The sequence below is a fragment of the Ruegeria sp. L12 genome (assembly GCF_056531745.1).
The window spans coordinates 77841-94834 of the sequence record NZ_JBQFMH010000007.1 but is presented as its reverse complement, the minus strand read 5'-3'; the positions used below and the strand labels follow the sequence as shown (position 1 = coordinate 94834).

Annotated in this window: 14 protein-coding genes and 2 tRNA genes; 8 read left to right on the top strand and 8 right to left on the bottom strand. The window is 60.7% G+C overall.

Annotation, left to right across the window (positions count from 1 at the left end; genetic code table 11):
• Positions 1 to 14 precede the first annotated feature (14 nt).
• From ACR0K9_RS12605 to ACR0K9_RS12595, 3 genes are read right to left on the bottom strand one after another with little or no spacing between them, the layout of a single operon-like run.
• The gene (locus ACR0K9_RS12605) at positions 15 to 929 is read right to left on the bottom strand and encodes a pseudouridine-5'-phosphate glycosidase (protein ID WP_480823665.1); all 915 of its coding nucleotides are present in this window, start codon (positions 927 to 929) and stop codon (positions 15 to 17) included.
• On the bottom strand, positions 926 to 1819 hold the full coding sequence (locus ACR0K9_RS12600; RefSeq protein ID WP_480823663.1) for a PfkB family carbohydrate kinase: 894 nt from the start codon (positions 1817 to 1819) through the stop codon (positions 926 to 928). Before ACR0K9_RS12600 ends, ACR0K9_RS12605 begins: the two co-directional genes overlap by 4 nt.
• 55 nt (positions 1820 to 1874) lie before the next feature.
• On the bottom strand, positions 1875 to 2495 hold the full coding sequence (locus ACR0K9_RS12595) for a thiamine phosphate synthase (RefSeq protein WP_480823661.1): 621 nt from the start codon (positions 2493 to 2495) through the stop codon (positions 1875 to 1877).
• Positions 2496 to 2658: 163 nt separating this feature from the next.
• Between ACR0K9_RS12595 and ACR0K9_RS12590 the strand changes: the two genes are divergently transcribed.
• The 3 genes from ACR0K9_RS12590 to ACR0K9_RS12580 are packed head-to-tail and all read left to right on the top strand — an operon-like array spanning position 2659 to position 6082.
• Positions 2659 to 3402: an RNA methyltransferase gene (locus ACR0K9_RS12590; RefSeq protein WP_480532182.1), complete on the top strand. Its 744-nt coding sequence runs from the start codon at positions 2659 to 2661 to the stop codon at positions 3400 to 3402.
• 60 nt (positions 3403 to 3462) lie between these two features.
• The gene (gene ctaA / locus ACR0K9_RS12585; protein ID WP_480823659.1) at positions 3463 to 4608 is read left to right on the top strand and encodes a heme A synthase; all 1146 of its coding nucleotides are present in this window, start codon (positions 3463 to 3465) and stop codon (positions 4606 to 4608) included.
• Between the two features lie 4 nt (positions 4609 to 4612).
• Positions 4613 to 6082: a carboxypeptidase M32 gene (locus ACR0K9_RS12580; RefSeq protein ID WP_480823657.1), complete on the top strand. Its 1470-nt coding sequence runs from the start codon at positions 4613 to 4615 to the stop codon at positions 6080 to 6082.
• Positions 6083 to 6102: 20 nt separating this feature from the next.
• On the opposite strand, the gene trhA is transcribed toward ACR0K9_RS12580, so the two are convergent.
• A complete protein-coding gene (trhA, locus tag ACR0K9_RS12575; RefSeq protein ID WP_480823655.1) occupies positions 6103 to 6771 on the bottom strand; it encodes a PAQR family membrane homeostasis protein TrhA in 669 nt (222 codons plus the stop codon).
• 126 nt (positions 6772 to 6897) lie between these two features.
• A complete protein-coding gene (gene gyrA, locus ACR0K9_RS12570) occupies positions 6898 to 9603 on the bottom strand; it encodes a DNA gyrase subunit A (RefSeq protein ID WP_480532361.1) in 2706 nt (901 codons plus the stop codon).
• Positions 9604 to 9826: 223 nt separating this feature from the next.
• On the opposite strand from gyrA, the gene ACR0K9_RS12565 reads away from it, so the two are divergent.
• Entirely contained in the window at positions 9827 to 10096 is a 270-nt protein-coding gene (locus tag ACR0K9_RS12565) for an usg protein (protein ID WP_480532190.1), read from the top strand.
• 3 nt (positions 10097 to 10099) lie between these two features.
• Here the strand turns inward: ACR0K9_RS12565 and ACR0K9_RS12560 are convergent, their stop codons facing one another.
• The gene (locus ACR0K9_RS12560) at positions 10100 to 11053 is read right to left on the bottom strand and encodes a radical SAM protein (RefSeq protein ID WP_480823653.1); all 954 of its coding nucleotides are present in this window, start codon (positions 11051 to 11053) and stop codon (positions 10100 to 10102) included.
• A 163-nt stretch (positions 11054 to 11216) separates the two neighbouring features.
• On the opposite strand from ACR0K9_RS12560, the gene zwf reads away from it, so the two are divergent.
• The 4 genes from zwf (at position 11217) to ACR0K9_RS12540 (ending at position 16681) form a co-directional block, all read left to right on the top strand.
• Complete coding sequence (gene zwf / locus ACR0K9_RS12555; protein WP_480823651.1) at positions 11217 to 12671, top strand: glucose-6-phosphate dehydrogenase; 1455 nt, start codon at positions 11217 to 11219, stop codon at positions 12669 to 12671.
• Positions 12668 to 13339 carry a 6-phosphogluconolactonase gene (pgl, locus tag ACR0K9_RS12550; RefSeq protein ID WP_480532196.1) on the top strand — a complete coding sequence of 224 codons (672 nt, stop codon included), beginning with the start codon at positions 12668 to 12670 and terminating at the stop codon, positions 13337 to 13339. The genes zwf and pgl overlap by 4 nt, the downstream gene beginning before the upstream one ends.
• A 5-nt stretch (positions 13340 to 13344) precedes the next feature.
• Complete coding sequence (pgi, locus tag ACR0K9_RS12545) at positions 13345 to 14955, top strand: glucose-6-phosphate isomerase (RefSeq protein ID WP_480823649.1); 1611 nt, start codon at positions 13345 to 13347, stop codon at positions 14953 to 14955.
• A 106-nt stretch (positions 14956 to 15061) separates the two neighbouring features.
• Complete coding sequence (locus ACR0K9_RS12540) at positions 15062 to 16681, top strand: long-chain-fatty-acid--CoA ligase (protein WP_480823647.1); 1620 nt, start codon at positions 15062 to 15064, stop codon at positions 16679 to 16681.
• Positions 16682 to 16699: 18 nt separating this feature from the next.
• Here ACR0K9_RS12540 and ACR0K9_RS12535 read toward each other — a convergent pair.
• Positions 16700 to 16774, bottom strand: a tRNA-Asn gene (locus tag ACR0K9_RS12535).
• A gap of 128 nt (positions 16775 to 16902) precedes the next feature.
• Positions 16903 to 16977 (bottom strand) — tRNA-Asn (locus tag ACR0K9_RS12530).
• Between the last annotated feature and the right edge of the window lie 17 nt (positions 16978 to 16994).

Here is a 16994-nt window from a genome sequence, read left to right as displayed (position 1 = left end):
CAATAGGCCCCCGGTCACGGTGCCGATTTGGCCAGCTCGCGCGCGATGGCGGCAGCCAGACGGGCATTGTTGCGGACCAGCGCGATATTGGCGATGAGGGAGCGACCCTCGGTCTGTTCATAGATACGTTGCAACAGATAGGGTGTGACGCCCTTGCCGGTGATGCGGTGCGCTTCGGCGTCGGACTGGGCCGAGGCGATGATCGGGGCCAGTTCGTCGGACGGGATCTGATCGGCGTCCGGGATCGGGTTGGCCACCAGTTGACCACCGGGCAAACCCAGCGCGCGGCGGGTGGCATGAGCTTTGGCAATATCGGCGGTGGCGTCCATGCGCAGCGGGGTCGCGAGCGGAGATTTCGCGGACCAGAAGGCGGGGAATTCATCCTGTCCATGCGCGATGACAGGGACGCCGAGCGTTTCCAGAACCTCAAGCGTTTTGGCGAGGTCGAGGATGGCTTTGGCCCCCGCCGCCACGACCGTAACCGGGGTCTGGGCAAGCTCATGCAGGTCGGCGGAGATATCGAACGAGGTTTCGGCCCCCTGATGGACGCCACCGATGCCGCCGGTGGCGAAGACCTCGATGCCAGCATAATGCGCGGCAATCATCGTGGCCGCGACCGTGGTGGCGCCGGTGCCGCCAGTGGCGAGGCAGGCGGCCATGTCGGCGCGCGACAGTTTGGCGACGCCTTGCGCCTGACCCAGCGCGCTCAGCTGGTCGGCTTCGAGGCCGATATTCAGAACGCCGTCGATCACGGCGATTGTGGCCGGAACCGCGCCTGCATCGCGGATATCCTGTTCGACCTGTGCCGCGACCTCGATGTTCTGAGGGTAGGGCATGCCATGGGTGATGATGGTGCTTTCCAGCGCCACGATGGCTTGGCCTGCGTCTTTGGCGGCGCGGACCTCGGCGGAATAGTGCAGGGTGATCACAGTGGGGTTTCTCCGGAAACATAGGTTGCGGCGGCATGCAGGGCGCGGGTGAGGGCCGAGTCGTTATCTGCGCCGTTTGCCTCCGCCGCGATATGGGCCGCCATGAAAGTATCCCCTGCGCCAGTCACGCGGGTGACCAGAACGGATGGGGGTGTTTGGGTCAGAACGCCATCAGCATCCCCGACAGAGGCTGAACTGCCGCCATCGGTCACCAGCACCCGCAGTGCACCGCGGTCCAGCAGGCCCTTGGCAGCGCTCTCGGAATCGGTGAATTCGCGCTGGCACAGCAGTCCGGCCTCTTCAAGGTTTACATACAGCGTCGCGCGGGCGTGTTTGAGGAAGGGCAACAAGCGTTCCGCCTTGCCGGGCGAGGCAGGCGCGACGCGCAGATCGGCTTTGGCGAAGGCCGGGCTTTGGGCGATCTCTTCCAGCAGGGTCAGCGTCAGGTTGCCATCCAATGCGATCGGGCCTTCAAAGGGCGTGTTCTCATAGCCCAGCGGCCCGTACATCAGGGGGCGCAGGATCTTGGCACCGGCGGCTTCAAGCGAATGCGCGTCCGCAATCGCGGCGATCAATCCGTTGGCCCCTTCGACGGCCATATATCTGTCGGTCGGCAGGTCTTGCGAGCGATAGATGTGATCGGTGACCATCCCGAGGCGCGCGCAGGATTGAACCAGCTCGTCGCCCTCGGCATCGCGGCCAATAGCCGTCAGCAGCGTAGGGGTCATACCGAACCGCACCAGTGTCATGGCGATGTTCATAGCAACGCCGCCGGGCAGGCGGGTGATGCGGCCCGGCACGTCCGAGCCCTGACGCATGGCGCTGGCCGACCGGCCGATCACGTCCCACAGGACCGAGCCGATACACAGGATTTCGCTGTTCTTGTTCATGCCTCGTGTCATGCCGCAGCCCCGGCGCGGGTGCAAGGGTTAACGCTCACATCCCTCAGCGCATTGCGGCTATCAGAGAGTTCAGCGCGTCCAGCGGGTTGTCCTGCGACCAGATTTCGTCTCCGATGCCGAAGAAATCGGTACAGGCGGCAAGGTCTCGGACCAGATCAGTGGTCAGGCCGCCTTCGGCCACAACGGGGACTTCGATCATCTCGGACCACCATTGGAACAGGTCTTTCTCGGCCTGTGTGCCATCACCGAGGGTGGCGGAACCGACCGGACCGAAGGCAACGTAATCCGCACCGCCTTCTCCTGCGGTCATGCCGTCATGGCTGGAGGCCCCGCAAAAGCTGCCGACAATGGCGTCCGCGCCCAGTTCCTTACGGGCTGCCCGGATGGAGCGCGCGCCGTCATCCAGATGCACCCCGTCCAGTCCCAGCCTCTGCGCAAGCAGAACATGGTTAGAAATCACGATGGCCACATCGCGCGCATGCGCCACCTCGCGACAGGCATCGGCGGCGCGCGCGATGGTGTCTTCGTCACTGCCAGCCAGGGCCAGACGGATACAGGCGATCTCGGCCCCGTCCAGCACGGTTGCCAGCTTGTTCGTGAACGTACTCAGCTCGATGGTCGGAGGCGTGATCAGGTAAATCTGCGGCTGCTCGGGGGTGTCCATGGCGCATCCTTCGGTGTTCATTCTTTGGCGGGGTTTAGCGGATTGGGCGGGGGAAGCAAACTTTTATGCTTGCCGGGCGTCTATTTGGCGGCGGAACAAGCCGGGGCGGCTTGCCCTTGCCGGGCGCGGCCATTAGAGCAGGCGGAGTTTTTTGGAGTAAGCCATGCCCAGCGACACATCCCAGCCTTCCTTCGTTCTGGTGCGCCCGCAGATGGGCGAAAACATCGGTGCCGCGGCGCGGGCGATGTGGAATTTCGGGCTGGATCGGATGCGGATCGTGTCCCCGCGCGACGGCTGGCCCAACCCCAAAGCGGTCGCCATGTCCAGCGGCGCCGGGCGATTGCTGGACGAGGCGCAGTTGTTCGACGATCTGGCCGCATCGCTGGAGGATTCGACGTTCGTATTTGCCACCACGGCACGGCAGCGCGGGCTGACCAAGCCGGTTTACAGCCCGGAGCGTGCGATGCAGCTTGCAGCGCAGAAGGTGGCGGCGGGCGAGAAAGTGGCCGTGCTGTTCGGCCCCGAACGCGCCGGGCTTGAGAATGAGGATATCGCCAAGGCCAATGCCATCATCTCGGTGCCGGTGAACCCGGAATATGCCTCATTGAACCTTGGGCAGTGTGTGTTGCTGACGGCCTATGAATGGATGCGCCAAACCGGAGACGTTGTTCACGAAGCGACCGATCTGGGCAAGGGTGACTGGGCGACGGGCATCGAGGTTGAAAAGCTGGTCGAACATTACGAGGACCGGCTGGAAGAGGCCGGGTTCTTCTATCCGCCCGAAAAGGCCGAAGGCATGAAGACCAATCTGCGGAATTTGTGGTCGCGGATGCGGATGACGCGGTCTGACGTGCAGATGTTGCACGGGATCATGCGGCAGATGGTCCGCTGGAAGGATAAGGGCTGAGGCTGGACCTCGGCCCGCCTTGGCCCTAGCTTGCGACGAAATCAAAGACATGAGGCCAGCATGAGTGGCAAGCGCAGCATCTTCGAAGAGGTCTCGGGCGACCAGAAACAGGAAGCGGTTCAGCCCGGCATGATCGACCGTGGGCGCGGTGGTGCGCGCGGGGCGATCCGTGTCTGGTTGATGATCCTGTTTGCGCTTGTGGTGATCATGATTGCCGTCGGTGGCCTGACGCGCCTGACCGATAGTGGACTTTCGATCACCGAATGGCGGCCAATTACCGGGGCCATCCCGCCGATGAATGAGGCCGACTGGCAATCCGAGTTCGACAAATACAAAGAAATTGATCAGTGGCGCATCCAGAACCAGTGGATGGAGCTGGACGATTTCAAATCCATCTATTGGTGGGAATGGGGCCATCGACAGCTTGGCCGTGTGATCGGCCTCGTTTGGGCCCTAGGTTTCTTTGGTTTCCTTGCGGCGCGCAAAATTCCGACAGGATGGGCCGGCAAGCTGCTGATCCCCGGCGCTCTGGGCGGCGTGCAAGGCGCGGTCGGCTGGTGGATGGTCGCCTCGGGCGTGACGCAGGGCGAAGGCATGACCGCTGTGGCCAGTTATCGTCTGGCGGTGCATCTGGGGCTGGCCTTTGTCATCCTCGGGTTTCTGGCGTGGTATATCTTTGAACTGGGGCGCGAAGAACGTGACCTGATGCAGGCTCGCCGCGCGAAAGAGGCTAAACTGTTCTCGCTGTCGACCGGCCTGATGCATTTTGCCTTTTTGCAAATACTCATCGGCGCGCTGGTGGCAGGGATCGACGCCGGAAGATCATACACTGACTGGCCGCTGATCGGCGGGCAGCTGCTGCCGCCGGATGCCACCATGCTGGAGCCTATCTGGCGCAATTTCTTCGAAAGCCCCGGTCTGGTGCAGTTCATCCACCGGTGTACAGGTTATTTGCTGTTCATTTTCGCCATCATCGTCTGGCGGCGCGGCGGCAGCAGCGCGCATCCGCAGACGCGCTTTGCCTTCAACGCCATGTTCGCAGCCCTGTCGCTGCAGGTGGTCGTGGGCATCGTTACCGTTGTCTATGCAGCGCCATGGCAGATCGCCATTTTCCACCAGTTCATGGCCGTGGTCGTCTGGACCCTGATCCTGCGTGCGCGGTTCCTGACGGCTTATCCCATCGCAACATCTGTGCGCGGAGTTTGATCCTATGACAGCATTCAACGACCTGATGGCCTTTCAGCGCGAAACCTCTGCCCTGGGCCAGATTGCCGGACGGCTGGGTTGGGACCAGGAAACCGTGATGCCGCGCGGGGCCGCGCCGCAACGGGCCGAGGAAATGGCCGCGATCGAGGCCGTGCTGCACGCCCGCCGCTCGGACCCGCGTGTGGCCGATTGGCTGGAACAGGCCGCACCGCAGGATGAGATCGGCAAGGCGCAGCTGCGTGAAATCCGCCGCGCTTATGACCGTGCGGTGAAGGTGCCCGCAGATTTGGCAACGGCCATCGCGCGTGTGACATCGGCGGCACAAGGGCAATGGGCGCAGGCGCGCGCGGACGAACACGTCTCTGCCTTCCTTCCGGTGTTGAGCGAGGTTGTTTCCCTGAAACGTCAGGAAGGCGAAGCTCTGGCGCAGGGCGGCGACGTCTATGACGCCATGGTCGAGGATTATGAGCCCTATACAACCGGCGCCCAGATAGCCGCCATCTTTGACGAAATGCGCCCGCGACTGGTTGCCTTGCGAGCCGCCGTTCTGGATCGACCCGAGCCTGTGGCTCTGACCGGCAGCTTCGATGAACTGACCCAGATGCGACTGTCGCAAAATCTGGCTGAGGCGTTTGGCTATGACTTGAACAACGGACGCGTCGACAAGGCGGTGCATCCGTTCAGTTCGGGCAGCGGTCTGGACGTTCGGATCACCACCCGCACCAGCGAGACCGACCCGTTCAACTGTTTCTATTCCACCATTCACGAGGTCGGCCACGCCGCCTATGAACAGGGCATCGACCCTGACTATCTGCTGACCCCGCTGGGCAGCGGCGTTTCGATGGGTGTGCATGAAAGCCAAAGCCGGATCTATGAAAACCAGCTGGGCCGTTCCCGCGCGTTCACCGGATGGTTGTTTGAGCAGATGAAAGAGGCGTTTGGCGATTTTGGCATCGCCGATGCGGATGCGTTCTATGCCACCGTCAACCGTGTCCATAACGGTTACATCCGCACCGAGGCCGATGAGGTGCAGTATAACCTTCACATCATGCTGCGGTTCGATCTGGAACGCGCATTGATGGCCGGTGATCTGCAGGTTGGCGATCTTGAGGCCGCCTGGAATGACCGCTTCAAAGCCGATTTCGGTTATGCGGTCGACAAACCTTCGAACGGGTGTTTGCAGGACGTGCACTGGTCGGTTGGCCTGTTTGGCTATTTCCCGACCTATTCGCTGGGCAATGTCTATGCCGGGTGTCTGTATCAGGCGCTGCGGGGCGCGGTGCCGGGGCTGGATATGCAACTGGCTAATGGGGATACCTCAGGCGCCACAAGCTGGTTGCGCGAGCACGTGCAGCAACATGGCGGGCTTTACGCCCCGCGCGAGATCATTCGGCGCGCCAGCGGGGTAGAGCCGGGGCCGGAGCCACTGTTGACGTATCTGGAGGACAAATTCGGGGCGCTCTACGGTCTTTGACTCTGGTACATCCCGCGGCTTCAGACGGGCCCTGAAGGCACCATTTCGATACGCAGAGCGACGGCGGCAAAGAACAAGCCGCTTCCGGCCAGCACGAATACGTGCCAGATCGTGTTGTGATAGGGCAGCCAATCCAGAAGATAAAAGACCACGCCAGCGGTATAGATGAGGCCCCCGGCAATCATCAGGGTCAATGTGCCTGGAGACAGCTCGGCCAGCATGGACTGACCCGCCCAGACAGCGGCCCAGCCCATCAGCAGATAAAGCACCAGCCCGAACCAGCGGAACCGGTTCGGGTCGATCATCTTCAGAACCGAACCCAGCGTTGCGGACGACCACAACCCCAGCAACAACCCCGGTGGTTGCGAGGCCGAGAGCAGCAGGAAGGGCGTATAAGTTCCGGCGATTTTCACGTAGATGCCGGAATGATCGAGACGGCGCAGGACATCTGCCCACTCGTCGTGTTCGATCATGTTGTAAAGCGCCGAGAAGGTCAGCATCAGGACCAGCGTGACCCCATAGATCGAAGCGCCCAATACCGCCGCGGGATCGGAGCGGTAAAAGACCGTCATGACGATCAGCACCGGAACCGCGATAATTGCCGAAGATACACCCAGCACATGTATTACACCGTCGCTTATGCGTTCTGCACGGCTGTAGGCGGGGCGGATATGGGCGAAAGACCACATAATAAAAAGCTAGGCTTGTGATCGGTCCCGGGCAAGCTTGCCCTCCGGGCCGTTGGCGGGAATGTGTGCCAGAACGTAAAAAACGCCCGCGAAACGGGCGTTTTGTTACATTTCTGTAGTGCTTTGTTATTCCTCGGCTTCTTCGTCACCCTGATCGGCGATCCAGGCAACGCTGACAACTTCTTCGCCTTTGCCGGTGTTGAAGACCCGCACACCGCCCGCGCTGCGGGACCGGAATGAGATGCCCTCGACCGGCACCCGGATCGACTGACCCTTGGAGGTGGCCAGCATGATCTGGTCGTCCAGTTCTACCGGGAAGGACGCCACCAGCTCGCCGCCGCGCATCGCCTTATCCATCGCGGCCACACCCATGCCACCGCGTCCGCGAACGGGGTAGTCATGCGACGAACTCAGCTTGCCCGAGCCGCCTGCGGTGATAGTCAGGATCAGGTTCTCGGCCGCCGACATCTCGGCATAGCGTTCCTGCGGCAGCACACTGTCGGCGTTGCCTTCGTCCTCGTCCGCCTCGGTCTCGTCGGTGATGCCGGCCATCAGGCGGCGCATCTTGAGATAAGCGGCACGTTCGTCCGAGGTGGCCTCGAAATGGCGGATCACCGACATCGACACAACCTCATCCGAGCCATTCAGGCGCACACCGCGCACCCCGACCGATGCGCGGCTGTTGAACACCCGTACATCCGTGGTCGGGAACCGGATTGCGCGACCGGATTTGGTGACCAGCATCACATCGTCATCTTCGGAACAGATGCGCGCGTTGATCAGCTTGGTGTCGGCGTGCTCATCCTCGAATTTCATCGCAATCTTGCCGTTGCGCTTGACGTTGGTGAAATCCGACAGCCGGTTGCGCCGCACGGTGCCTGCGCTGGTGGCAAAGACGATCTGCAGGTTCTCCCACTCTTCATCCGGCACATCGACCGGCATGATCGCCGCGATGGAAACGCCCGTGGGGATCGGCAGGATGTTGACGATCGCCTTGCCTTTGCCGGTCCGCCCCGATTGCGGCAGGCGCCAGGTCTTGAGCTTGTAGACCATGCCATCGGTGGTGAAGAACAGCAGCTGCGTGTGGGTGTTGGCCACGAAGAGGTTGGTGACTACGTCCTCTTCTTTGGTCTGCATCCCCGACAGGCCCTTGCCGCCCCGTTTCTGGGCGCGGAAATCGGCCAGCGGCGTGCGCTTGATGTAACCGCCCGAGGTGACGGTCACGACCATGTCCTCACGCTCGATCAGGTCCTCGTCTTCCATGTCGCCGGACCAGTCGACGATCTCGGTGCGACGGTCGACGGCGAACTTTTCGCGGACGTCGCGCAGTTCATCACCGATGATCGACATGATGCGTTCGCGCGAGGACAGAATATCCAGGTATTCCTTGATCTTGGCGGCCAGTTCTTCCAGCTCGTCCGTGACCTCCTTGACACCCAGTTGGGTCAGGCGCTGCAGACGCAGGTCGAGGATGGCACGGGCCTGTACTTCGGTCAGGTTATAGGTGCCGTCATCGTTCATCTTGGACAGAGGATCGTCGATCAGGCGCAGATAGCCCTCGATCTCGGCGGCGGGCCAGCGGCGGGTCATCAGCTTTTCACGCGCCTCGGCAGCATCTGCCGATGAGCGGATGGTGGCAACCACTTCATCCACATTCGAGACGGCCACGGCCAGACCACACAGGATGTGGCTGCGTTCGCGCGCTTTGCGCAGATCGTATGCGGTACGGCGGGCCACGACATCCTCGCGGAAGTCGATGAACGAGGTCAGGAATCGGCGCAGGGTCAACTGCTCGGGTCGGCCACCGTTCAGGGCCAGCATGTTGCAGCCGAAGGACGTCTGCATCGGCGAGAAGCGATAGAGCTGGTTCAACACCACTTCGGGCGTTGCATCGCGTTTCAGTTCGACCACGACACGCACGCCGTTGCGGTCGGATTCGTCCTGCACGTGGCTTACACCTTCGATGCGCTTTTCACGCACTGCCTCGGCGATCTTTTCGATCATCGAGGCCTTGTTTACCTGATAGGGGATCTCGTCCACGACAATCGCGTATCGGTCCTTGCGGATCTCTTCGACTCGGGTCTTGGCGCGAATGATGACGCTGCCGCGACCCTCCAGATAGGCTTTGCGCGCACCAGACCGACCCAGCATCACGCCGCCGGTCGGGAAGTCGGGGCCGGGGACGTATTCGATCAGTTGTTCTGAGGTCAGGTCCGGGTCATCGATCAACGCCAGCGTGGCATCGACGACTTCGCCCAGATTGTGCGGCGGGATGTTCGTGGCCATACCCACAGCGATACCACCGGCCCCATTGACCAGCATGTTCGGGAACCGGGCGGGCAGGACGGTCGGTTCCTTGTCCTTGCCGTCGTAATTGTCCTGAAAATCGACCGTTTCTTTTTCGATATCGGCCAGCAGGGCGGCGGCGGGCTTGTCCATGCGCACTTCGGTATACCGCATGGCCGCCGGGTTATCCCCGTCCATCGAGCCAAAGTTGCCCTGACCGTCCAGCAGTGGCAGCGACATCGAGAAATCCTGCGCCATCCGCACCAGCGCGTCATAGATGGCTGAGTCACCATGCGGGTGGTATTTACCCATCACATCGCCGACCGGGCGGGCCGATTTGCGGTAGGCCTTGTCGTGGGTATTCCCCGTCTCGTGCATGGCGTACAGAATCCGCCGGTGCACCGGCTTCAGCCCGTCGCGCAGATCGGGGATCGCGCGGCTGACGATGACGGACATCGCGTAATCGAGATACGATGTGCGCATCTCGGATTCGATGGAGACCGTCGGGCCGTCATATGCCGGGCGCTCGGGCGGGGTTTCGTCCATGTTTTCTGGGGTTTCTGGCGTATCGCTCACGTGAACTGCCCGTATCTTGTTTTGGGTCTATATCTTGTGGATGCACCTTATCAGACCCGGCACATAAGGTGCAAGCAAGCTGATCATTTCGCGAAAAATACCGCGGTAACACGAGGGTAACATATTGTTATCTAAGTATTAGGAGAGTTCCGTGTTACCCTGAAGAGACCTTGCAACAAGTTTGGAGGTCTGCATGACGCAAAATGAAACCGAATTGATGCTCAAAGGGTACGGGCTGACGACGGCGGAATTCTTCTATCACATGCCCGACTATATTCACGTTCTGAACACGTTCATCTGGCAGGATTACGACCTCGCTCCGGATCATCCGAAGCTGTTTGAGTTCGTGGAATTCTGGCAAAAAGAGATTGAGGGACCGCTGCATTCGGTCCGCTTCACGCATCGCAAGATGATCGCGCCGGGGGAATGGCGCAACATGGTGGGGGAGTTCCGGGTCAACTGACCTTCAGGCTGAACAGCTTGCCCCGCCCAAGACACAGAATTTGGCGCAGTGCGGGTGGTTCAGGTGCACCTCGGCCTCGGCCTCGGCCAGTGTCGTGCCCAATTCGAATTCCGGCGCATAGGGCAACAGGGTGCAGGCCAGTACGGCGGGGCTATGCGCGCCTTTGCGTTTCACCACCATGCGCGAGCTGGCGCACATCACCGCATCGGGGGACTTGTCCAGAATACCCCAGCAGGCGGTGGTGATTTCGGGCACTTCAACCGTTTCGTCCATTTCCGGGAACAGGACAGTCTGACCCGGGTTCCCGGCATCAATGTCAAACCCGTGTTCGGCAAAGAATGCAGCATACCCGGCGCGGCTTTCGGCGTCGGTATCGCCCCAGACGGTACGACCGGCGATGGCCATCCTGAAGCCATTATCGCGCAGCCACCGCATCCCCGCGACGGTCTTGTCAAAACTGCCCGCGCCGCGTTCCTCGTCATGAAGTTCGGGTCGATAATGGTCGACCGAAACGCGTAGGGTCAGCTTGTCGCCATAGGTTTGCTGCAGCTCCAGCAACCCGTCGCGCATCTTGCGGCGCATCATCGGGAGCATCGCATTGGTCAGGATCAGAACCTCATACCCCCGTTCCAGCGCGGCGCGCGTCATGTCGATCATCTCGGGGTTCATGAAAGGTTCGCCGCCGGTAAAGCCGATTTCGCGGATGGGCCAGTTGCGCGCGTCAATCTGATCCAGATAGTCGCGCACCTCATCCGCGGAGATATAGACCAGGGCATCGTTGGTGGGGCTACTGGCGATGTAACAATTCACGCATTCGATGTTGCACAAGGTGCCGGTGTTGAACCACAACGTCTCGGGGTGGGTCAGCGCAACCGACGCGCGGGTCTGACCGTCTGCTGTCACCAAGCTGTTTTGAAACTTGCCGATATTGGCGACCTGAGGGGCGTTGTCTTTCATTCCGGTATCCGGTTCTGTGCAATTGCCGAACTGACTTAACCTCTTGCGTCATGAGAGTTAAGTGCGATGGACCGTTGCTGACGGAGTTTTGATGATGAAAGATTGTTGATTTATGATTGCGCTAACATTGGACATGACCCGAGCGGCAAGGTAAGGAAAACCCATGGTTTCTCGTGTCATACCTGTTGACCCGTTCGATCTGGTCATATTCGGTGCAACCGGCGATCTGGCGCAGCGCAAGATCGTTCCGGCGCTGTTCCGACGCTATTGTGCCGGTCAATGGCCGGAAGGCACGCAGATCATCGGTGCCGCGCGCGGGGATCTGCGGCGTGAGGCGTTTCGCAATATGATCTCCGAATCGCTGCATCAGCATGTGCCGGTGCAGGCCGGGGATGCCGAGGCGCTTCAAGGTTTCATGCAGCGGGTCGACTATGTCTCGCTGGACGCCCTGTCTGATGACGGGTGGGCAGAATTGGCTGGCAAGTTGCAGACGGATCGCGTGCGGGCCTTCTATTTCTCGGTCGGGCCGGGCCTGTTCGGTCCGCTGGCCGAGCAGATCAAGGCGCATGATCTTTCGACCGATCAGACGCGAATTGTGGTTGAGAAACCGTTTGGCCGCGATCTGGAGAGTGCCTGGGCATTGAATGCAACGCTGGCCGCACATTTTGACGAAGGTCAGATTTACCGGATCGATCACTATCTGGGCAAAGAGACGGTTCAGAATCTGATGGCCGTCCGCTTTGGCAATATGCTGTTCGAGCCGCTCTGGAACAGCCAGTATGTCGATCATATTCAGATCACCGTGGCCGAAACGGTCGGTATTGACGGGCGTGAAGAATATTATGAGCGCGCAGGCGCCATGCGCGACATGATGCAGAACCACCTGATGCAGCTTTTGTGCCTGATCGCGATGGAGCCACCCGCAAAATTCGATCCCGACGCGGTGCGGGATGAAAAGCTCAAGGTGATCCGGGCGCTGGATTCGGTGGAGCCGCACCATATCGTACGCGGCCAGTTTGCCGGAGGCGCTGCTGGTCGGGGATATCGCGAGGTAGTTGGAAATCCGCGCTCGACCACGGAAAGCTACGTGGCTTTGCGCGCCCATATCAGCAATTGGCGATGGGCAGGCACACCGTTCTATTTGCGCACGGGCAAGGAACTGGTGGCGCGGTCGTCGGTCATCAATGTGATGTTCAAGGACGCGCCGCATTCGATCTTCGGGGAAGAGGCCGGGCGCCATGCCAACGCGCTGTCAATCCGTCTTCAGCCCAACGAAGGCATCACGCTGAAAGTGACGATCAAGGAACCCGGTCAGGGTGGCATGCGACTGGTCGACGTGCCGCTGGACATGAGCTTTGCCGAGGCGCTGGGGCCCGAAAGCCAGAATCCGCCCGATGCTTATGAACGGCTGGTCATGGATGTCATTCGCGGCAACCAGACCCTTTTCATGCGGGGCGATGAGGTTGAGGCTGCCTGGGCCTGGACCGACCCGATCATCGCCGGGTGGGAAGCGCGCGGCGATGTGCCCAAACCCTATGAAAGTGGCAGCACCGGCCCCGGCGACGCCGAATTGCTGATGAAACGAGATGGTCGCCGCTGGCAAGGGATTAACCCATGAATATCAAAGAATATGCCGACCGTGACATGCTGGCGATCGATGTCGCCAATGATCTGGCCGGAGACCTCGAATCCGCCTTGCTGCACCATGATATGGTCTCGCTTGCGGTTCCCGGTGGCACAACGCCGGGGCCGGTCTTTGATGGCCTTTGCGCTGCCGATCTGGAATGGGATCGGGTGCGTGTTTTGCCCACGGATGAGCGCTGTGTTCCCGGGGATAGCGAGCGTTCGAACGAACGTTTGATCCGGGAACGTTTGCTGACCAGCCGCGCCTCGGTCGCGCAATACGTACCGCTTTACGTTGAGGGGCACGAGCCCGAGGACGTTCTGCCCGAGATCGAAAGCCTGATAAACCCGGTTCTGCCGCTTTCGGTTCTGGTTCTTGGGATGGGTGAGGACATGCACACCGCCTCACTGTTTCCGGGAATGGCGGGACTGGAGGCTGCCTTAAACAGCCATGCGCCCACGCTGGCCGTCGCCCGCACCGATGTACAGCCCGAAGCACGCATCACGCTGACCGCCCCGGTTCTGGACGGGGCTTTGTCAAAACACCTGATCATCTTTGGCACCGCCAAACGCGACGCGCTGGAACGGGCGATGACCTTGCCCCCCGAAGACGCCCCGATTGCCGCCGTACTGAGCGGCATGACCGTGCATTGGGCGGAGTAGGGGCGATGGAATTGGAGAGCCTCAAAACCTATGCCACATTGACACGAGATCATCGCATCGAAGATCTGTTCAAGACTGATCCGGCGCGGGCGCAGAGTTTTTCGGCCTCCACGGGCGATCTGCTGTTTGACTATTCGAAAACGCAGATCGACGCGTCGATCCGGTCAGAGTTGATTGCGCTTTGCGATCAGGCCGGGCTGGCCGCGCGTCGCGAGGCCATGTTCTCTGGTCAGAAGATCAACGAGACCGAGGATCGTGCCGTTCTGCACACGGCGCTGCGCAACCTCGATGGCGGGCCGGTCGCGGTTGACGGGCAGGATGTGATGCCCGAGGTGCTCACCACGCTACAGCGGATGCGTGTCTTCGCCGAGGAAGTGCGCGGAGGCGCGATTCAGGGAGCAGGGGGCAGTTTTACCGATGTGGTGAATATCGGCATCGGTGGCTCAGATCTGGGGCCCGTCATGGCGACCCATGCGCTGTCGCCGTATCACGATGGGCCGCGGTTGCACTATGTCTCGAACGTGGATGGCGCGCATATCGCGGATACGTTGCGCACACTTGATCCGACGCGCACGCTGATCATTGTGGCTTCAAAAACCTTCACCACGATCGAAACCATGACCAACGCGCGCACTGCGCGGGCATGGATGGCGGAGGGCGGGGGCGATTCGTCGCAACAATTCGCAGCCGTCTCAAGCGCCGTCGACAAAACCGCCGCCTTTGGCATCCCCGAGGCACGCGTGTTCGGATTTGCCGACTGGGTAGGCGGTCGCTATTCGGTCTGGGGGCCGGTCGGCCTGCCGGTGATGATTGCCGTCGGCTCGAACGCGTTCGATGCGTTCTTGCGGGGCGGGCAGGCGATGGACCTGCATTTCCGCGCGGCAGAATGGGCCGAGAACATGCCGGTGATGCTGGCGCTTGTGGGTGTCTGGCATCGTCAGGTGCTGGGCCATGCCAGCCGCGCCGTGCTGCCCTATGATCAACGCCTGCTGCGCCTTCCGGCCTATTTCCAACAGCTTGAGATGGAATCGAACGGCAAATCCGTCGCGATGGATGGTAGCGATCTGACCCTGCCATCAGGCCCGGTGGTCTGGGGGGAGCCCGGAACCAACGGGCAGCATGCGTTCTATCAGCTGATCCATCAGGGTACCGACGTGATCCCGTGCGAGTTCATGGTGGCTGCCGAAGGGCACGAGCCCGAACTGGCCCATCATCACCGGCTGCTGCTGGCCAATTGTCTGGCCCAGTCCGAGGCGCTGATGCGGGGTCGTTCGCTTGAGGAAGCCCGGTCGCGCATGGCAGACAAGGGCCTGACCGGAGGTGAGTTGGAACGTCAGGCAAGACACCGCGTCTTTCCCGGCAACCGGCCATCGACCACATTGATTTACCCGCAACTGACGCCCTTCGTGCTGGGCCAGATCATTGCGCTCTATGAACATCGCGTGTTTGTCGAAGGGGTGTTGCTGGGCATCAACTCGTTCGATCAATGGGGCGTAGAGCTGGGCAAGGAACTGGCGACGTCGCTGGGGCCGATCGTCGATGGCGAGGTCGGGACCGAGGGCAAGGACGGGTCCACCGCCGCGCTGGTCGAATTCGCCTTGCGTCATCGCGATTGACGCGACACCCGGTCGCACTCTCTTATTGTCAGACAATTGAATTCTTGGCAGGGTTGTTGCCAAGAAACAAAGGCGCAGTCTGGCGCCGACGATGGGAGGGACGTCCATGCTGGGACAGATGATGACGCAGCCTTTGCTGATTTCGTCGCTGATTGATCACGCCGAACGCTATCACGGCCAGACCGAGATCATCTCGGTCGAGACCGACGGAACCGTGACCGAAACCAACTGGGCCGGGATTGCGCGGAACGCCCATCGGATGGGTTCAGCGCTGGAAAAGCTGGGGCTGCAGCCGCAGGATCGCGTAGGCACGCTGGCGTGGAACAACCGTCGCCATCTTGAGATCTACTATGCGGTTTCGGGCGCGGGCTTTGTCTGCCACACGATCAACCCCCGCCTGTTCCCGGAACAGCTGACCTATATCATCAACCACGCACAGGATCGGGTTCTGTTCTTTGATGCAACTTTCCTGCCGTTAGTTGTTGCGCTGCAAGAGCATCTGACCGAGGTGCAGCATTTCGTGCTGATGGGCGCGCGGGATGAGGCCGCGCTGTCTCAGGTGCCGGGGCTTCTTTTCTATGACGAGCTGATTGAAACCGGTGATGTGGATTACGCGTGGCCCAGCTTTGATGAGAACACCGCCTCCAGCCTCTGCTACACCTCCGGCACGACGGGCAACCCCAAGGGTGTTCTTTATTCGCATCGGTCTACAGTTCTGCACAGCTTCGCATCGAACACGCGCGACGTGATCGGCTATTCCGCCATGGATGTGGTGATGCCGGTGGTGCCGATGTTCCACGTCAACGCCTGGGGCTCGCCCTATGCTAGTGCCATGTCCGGCTCGCGCATGGTGTTGCCGGGGCCGGGCCTGCATGGCGAAGCGCTGGTCAATCTGATCGATACATATGGTGTGACGCTGGCAATGGGCGTGCCGACGATCTGGCAGGGCCTGCTGGCCCATGCTGCGAAATGCGGAACGAAGCTGGAAAGCCTTAATCGTACCGTGATCGGCGGTGCTGCATGTCCACCCTCGATGATCGAAACCTTCCGCGAGACCTATGGCGTGGATACTGTCCACGCCTGGGGGATGAGCGAGATGAGTCCGCTTGGCACAACGAACTACCCGATGGCCAAACATCTGGATATGCCCATCGAGGCCCAGCACAAGCTGCGTGAAAGCCAGGGTCGTCCGCCCTTTGGGGTTGAACTGAAAATCGTTGACGATGACGGCAACGATCTTCCCCATGACGGAGAGACACAGGGTGATCTGATGGTGCGCGGCCACTGGGTGCTGGACAGCTATTTCCACATGCAGAATGAGGCCTTGCTGCAAGAGGGCTGGTTCGCAACCGGCGACGTGGCGACATTGGACCCGGACGGGTACATGACCATCCGCGACCGGTCGAAGGACATCATCAAATCAGGCGGCGAATGGATCAGCTCGGTCGAGTTGGAGAATATCGCCGTCGCGCATCCGCAACTGGCGACCGCTGCCGTTGTGGGGGTGCCACATCCGAAATGGGATGAACGGCCCTTGCTGGTTGCCGTGAAGGCAGAAGGCGAAGAACCGACCGAACAGGATTTGTTGTCATTCTTTGATGGCAAAATCGCCAAATGGCAGGTGCCGGACAAGGTTGTATTCGTCGATGCGCTGCCGCTAAACGCGACCGGAAAGGTCCTGAAACGCAATCTGCGCGCTGATTTCAGCGATGCGCTGATGGGGTAAGTGCCAATCTGGGAAGAATGGCTCCGGCGGTAGGGATCGAACCTACGACCAATTGATTAACAGTCAACTGCTCTACCGCTGAGCTACGCCGGAACGGTTCGCGCCGTATAGCAACCTGTTTCTGCGACGTCCAGAGGGATCGTGGAGTTTTTTCATCGAAAATTTCCACGCAAAAATCGACGGTCGCCCAAGGCGCGAATTTGGCTGAATTTAGGGTGATTTGGCTCCGGCGGTAGGGATCGAACCTACGACCAATTGATTAACAGTCAACTGCTCTACCGCTGAGCTACGCCGGAACTGACGCGCATATAAC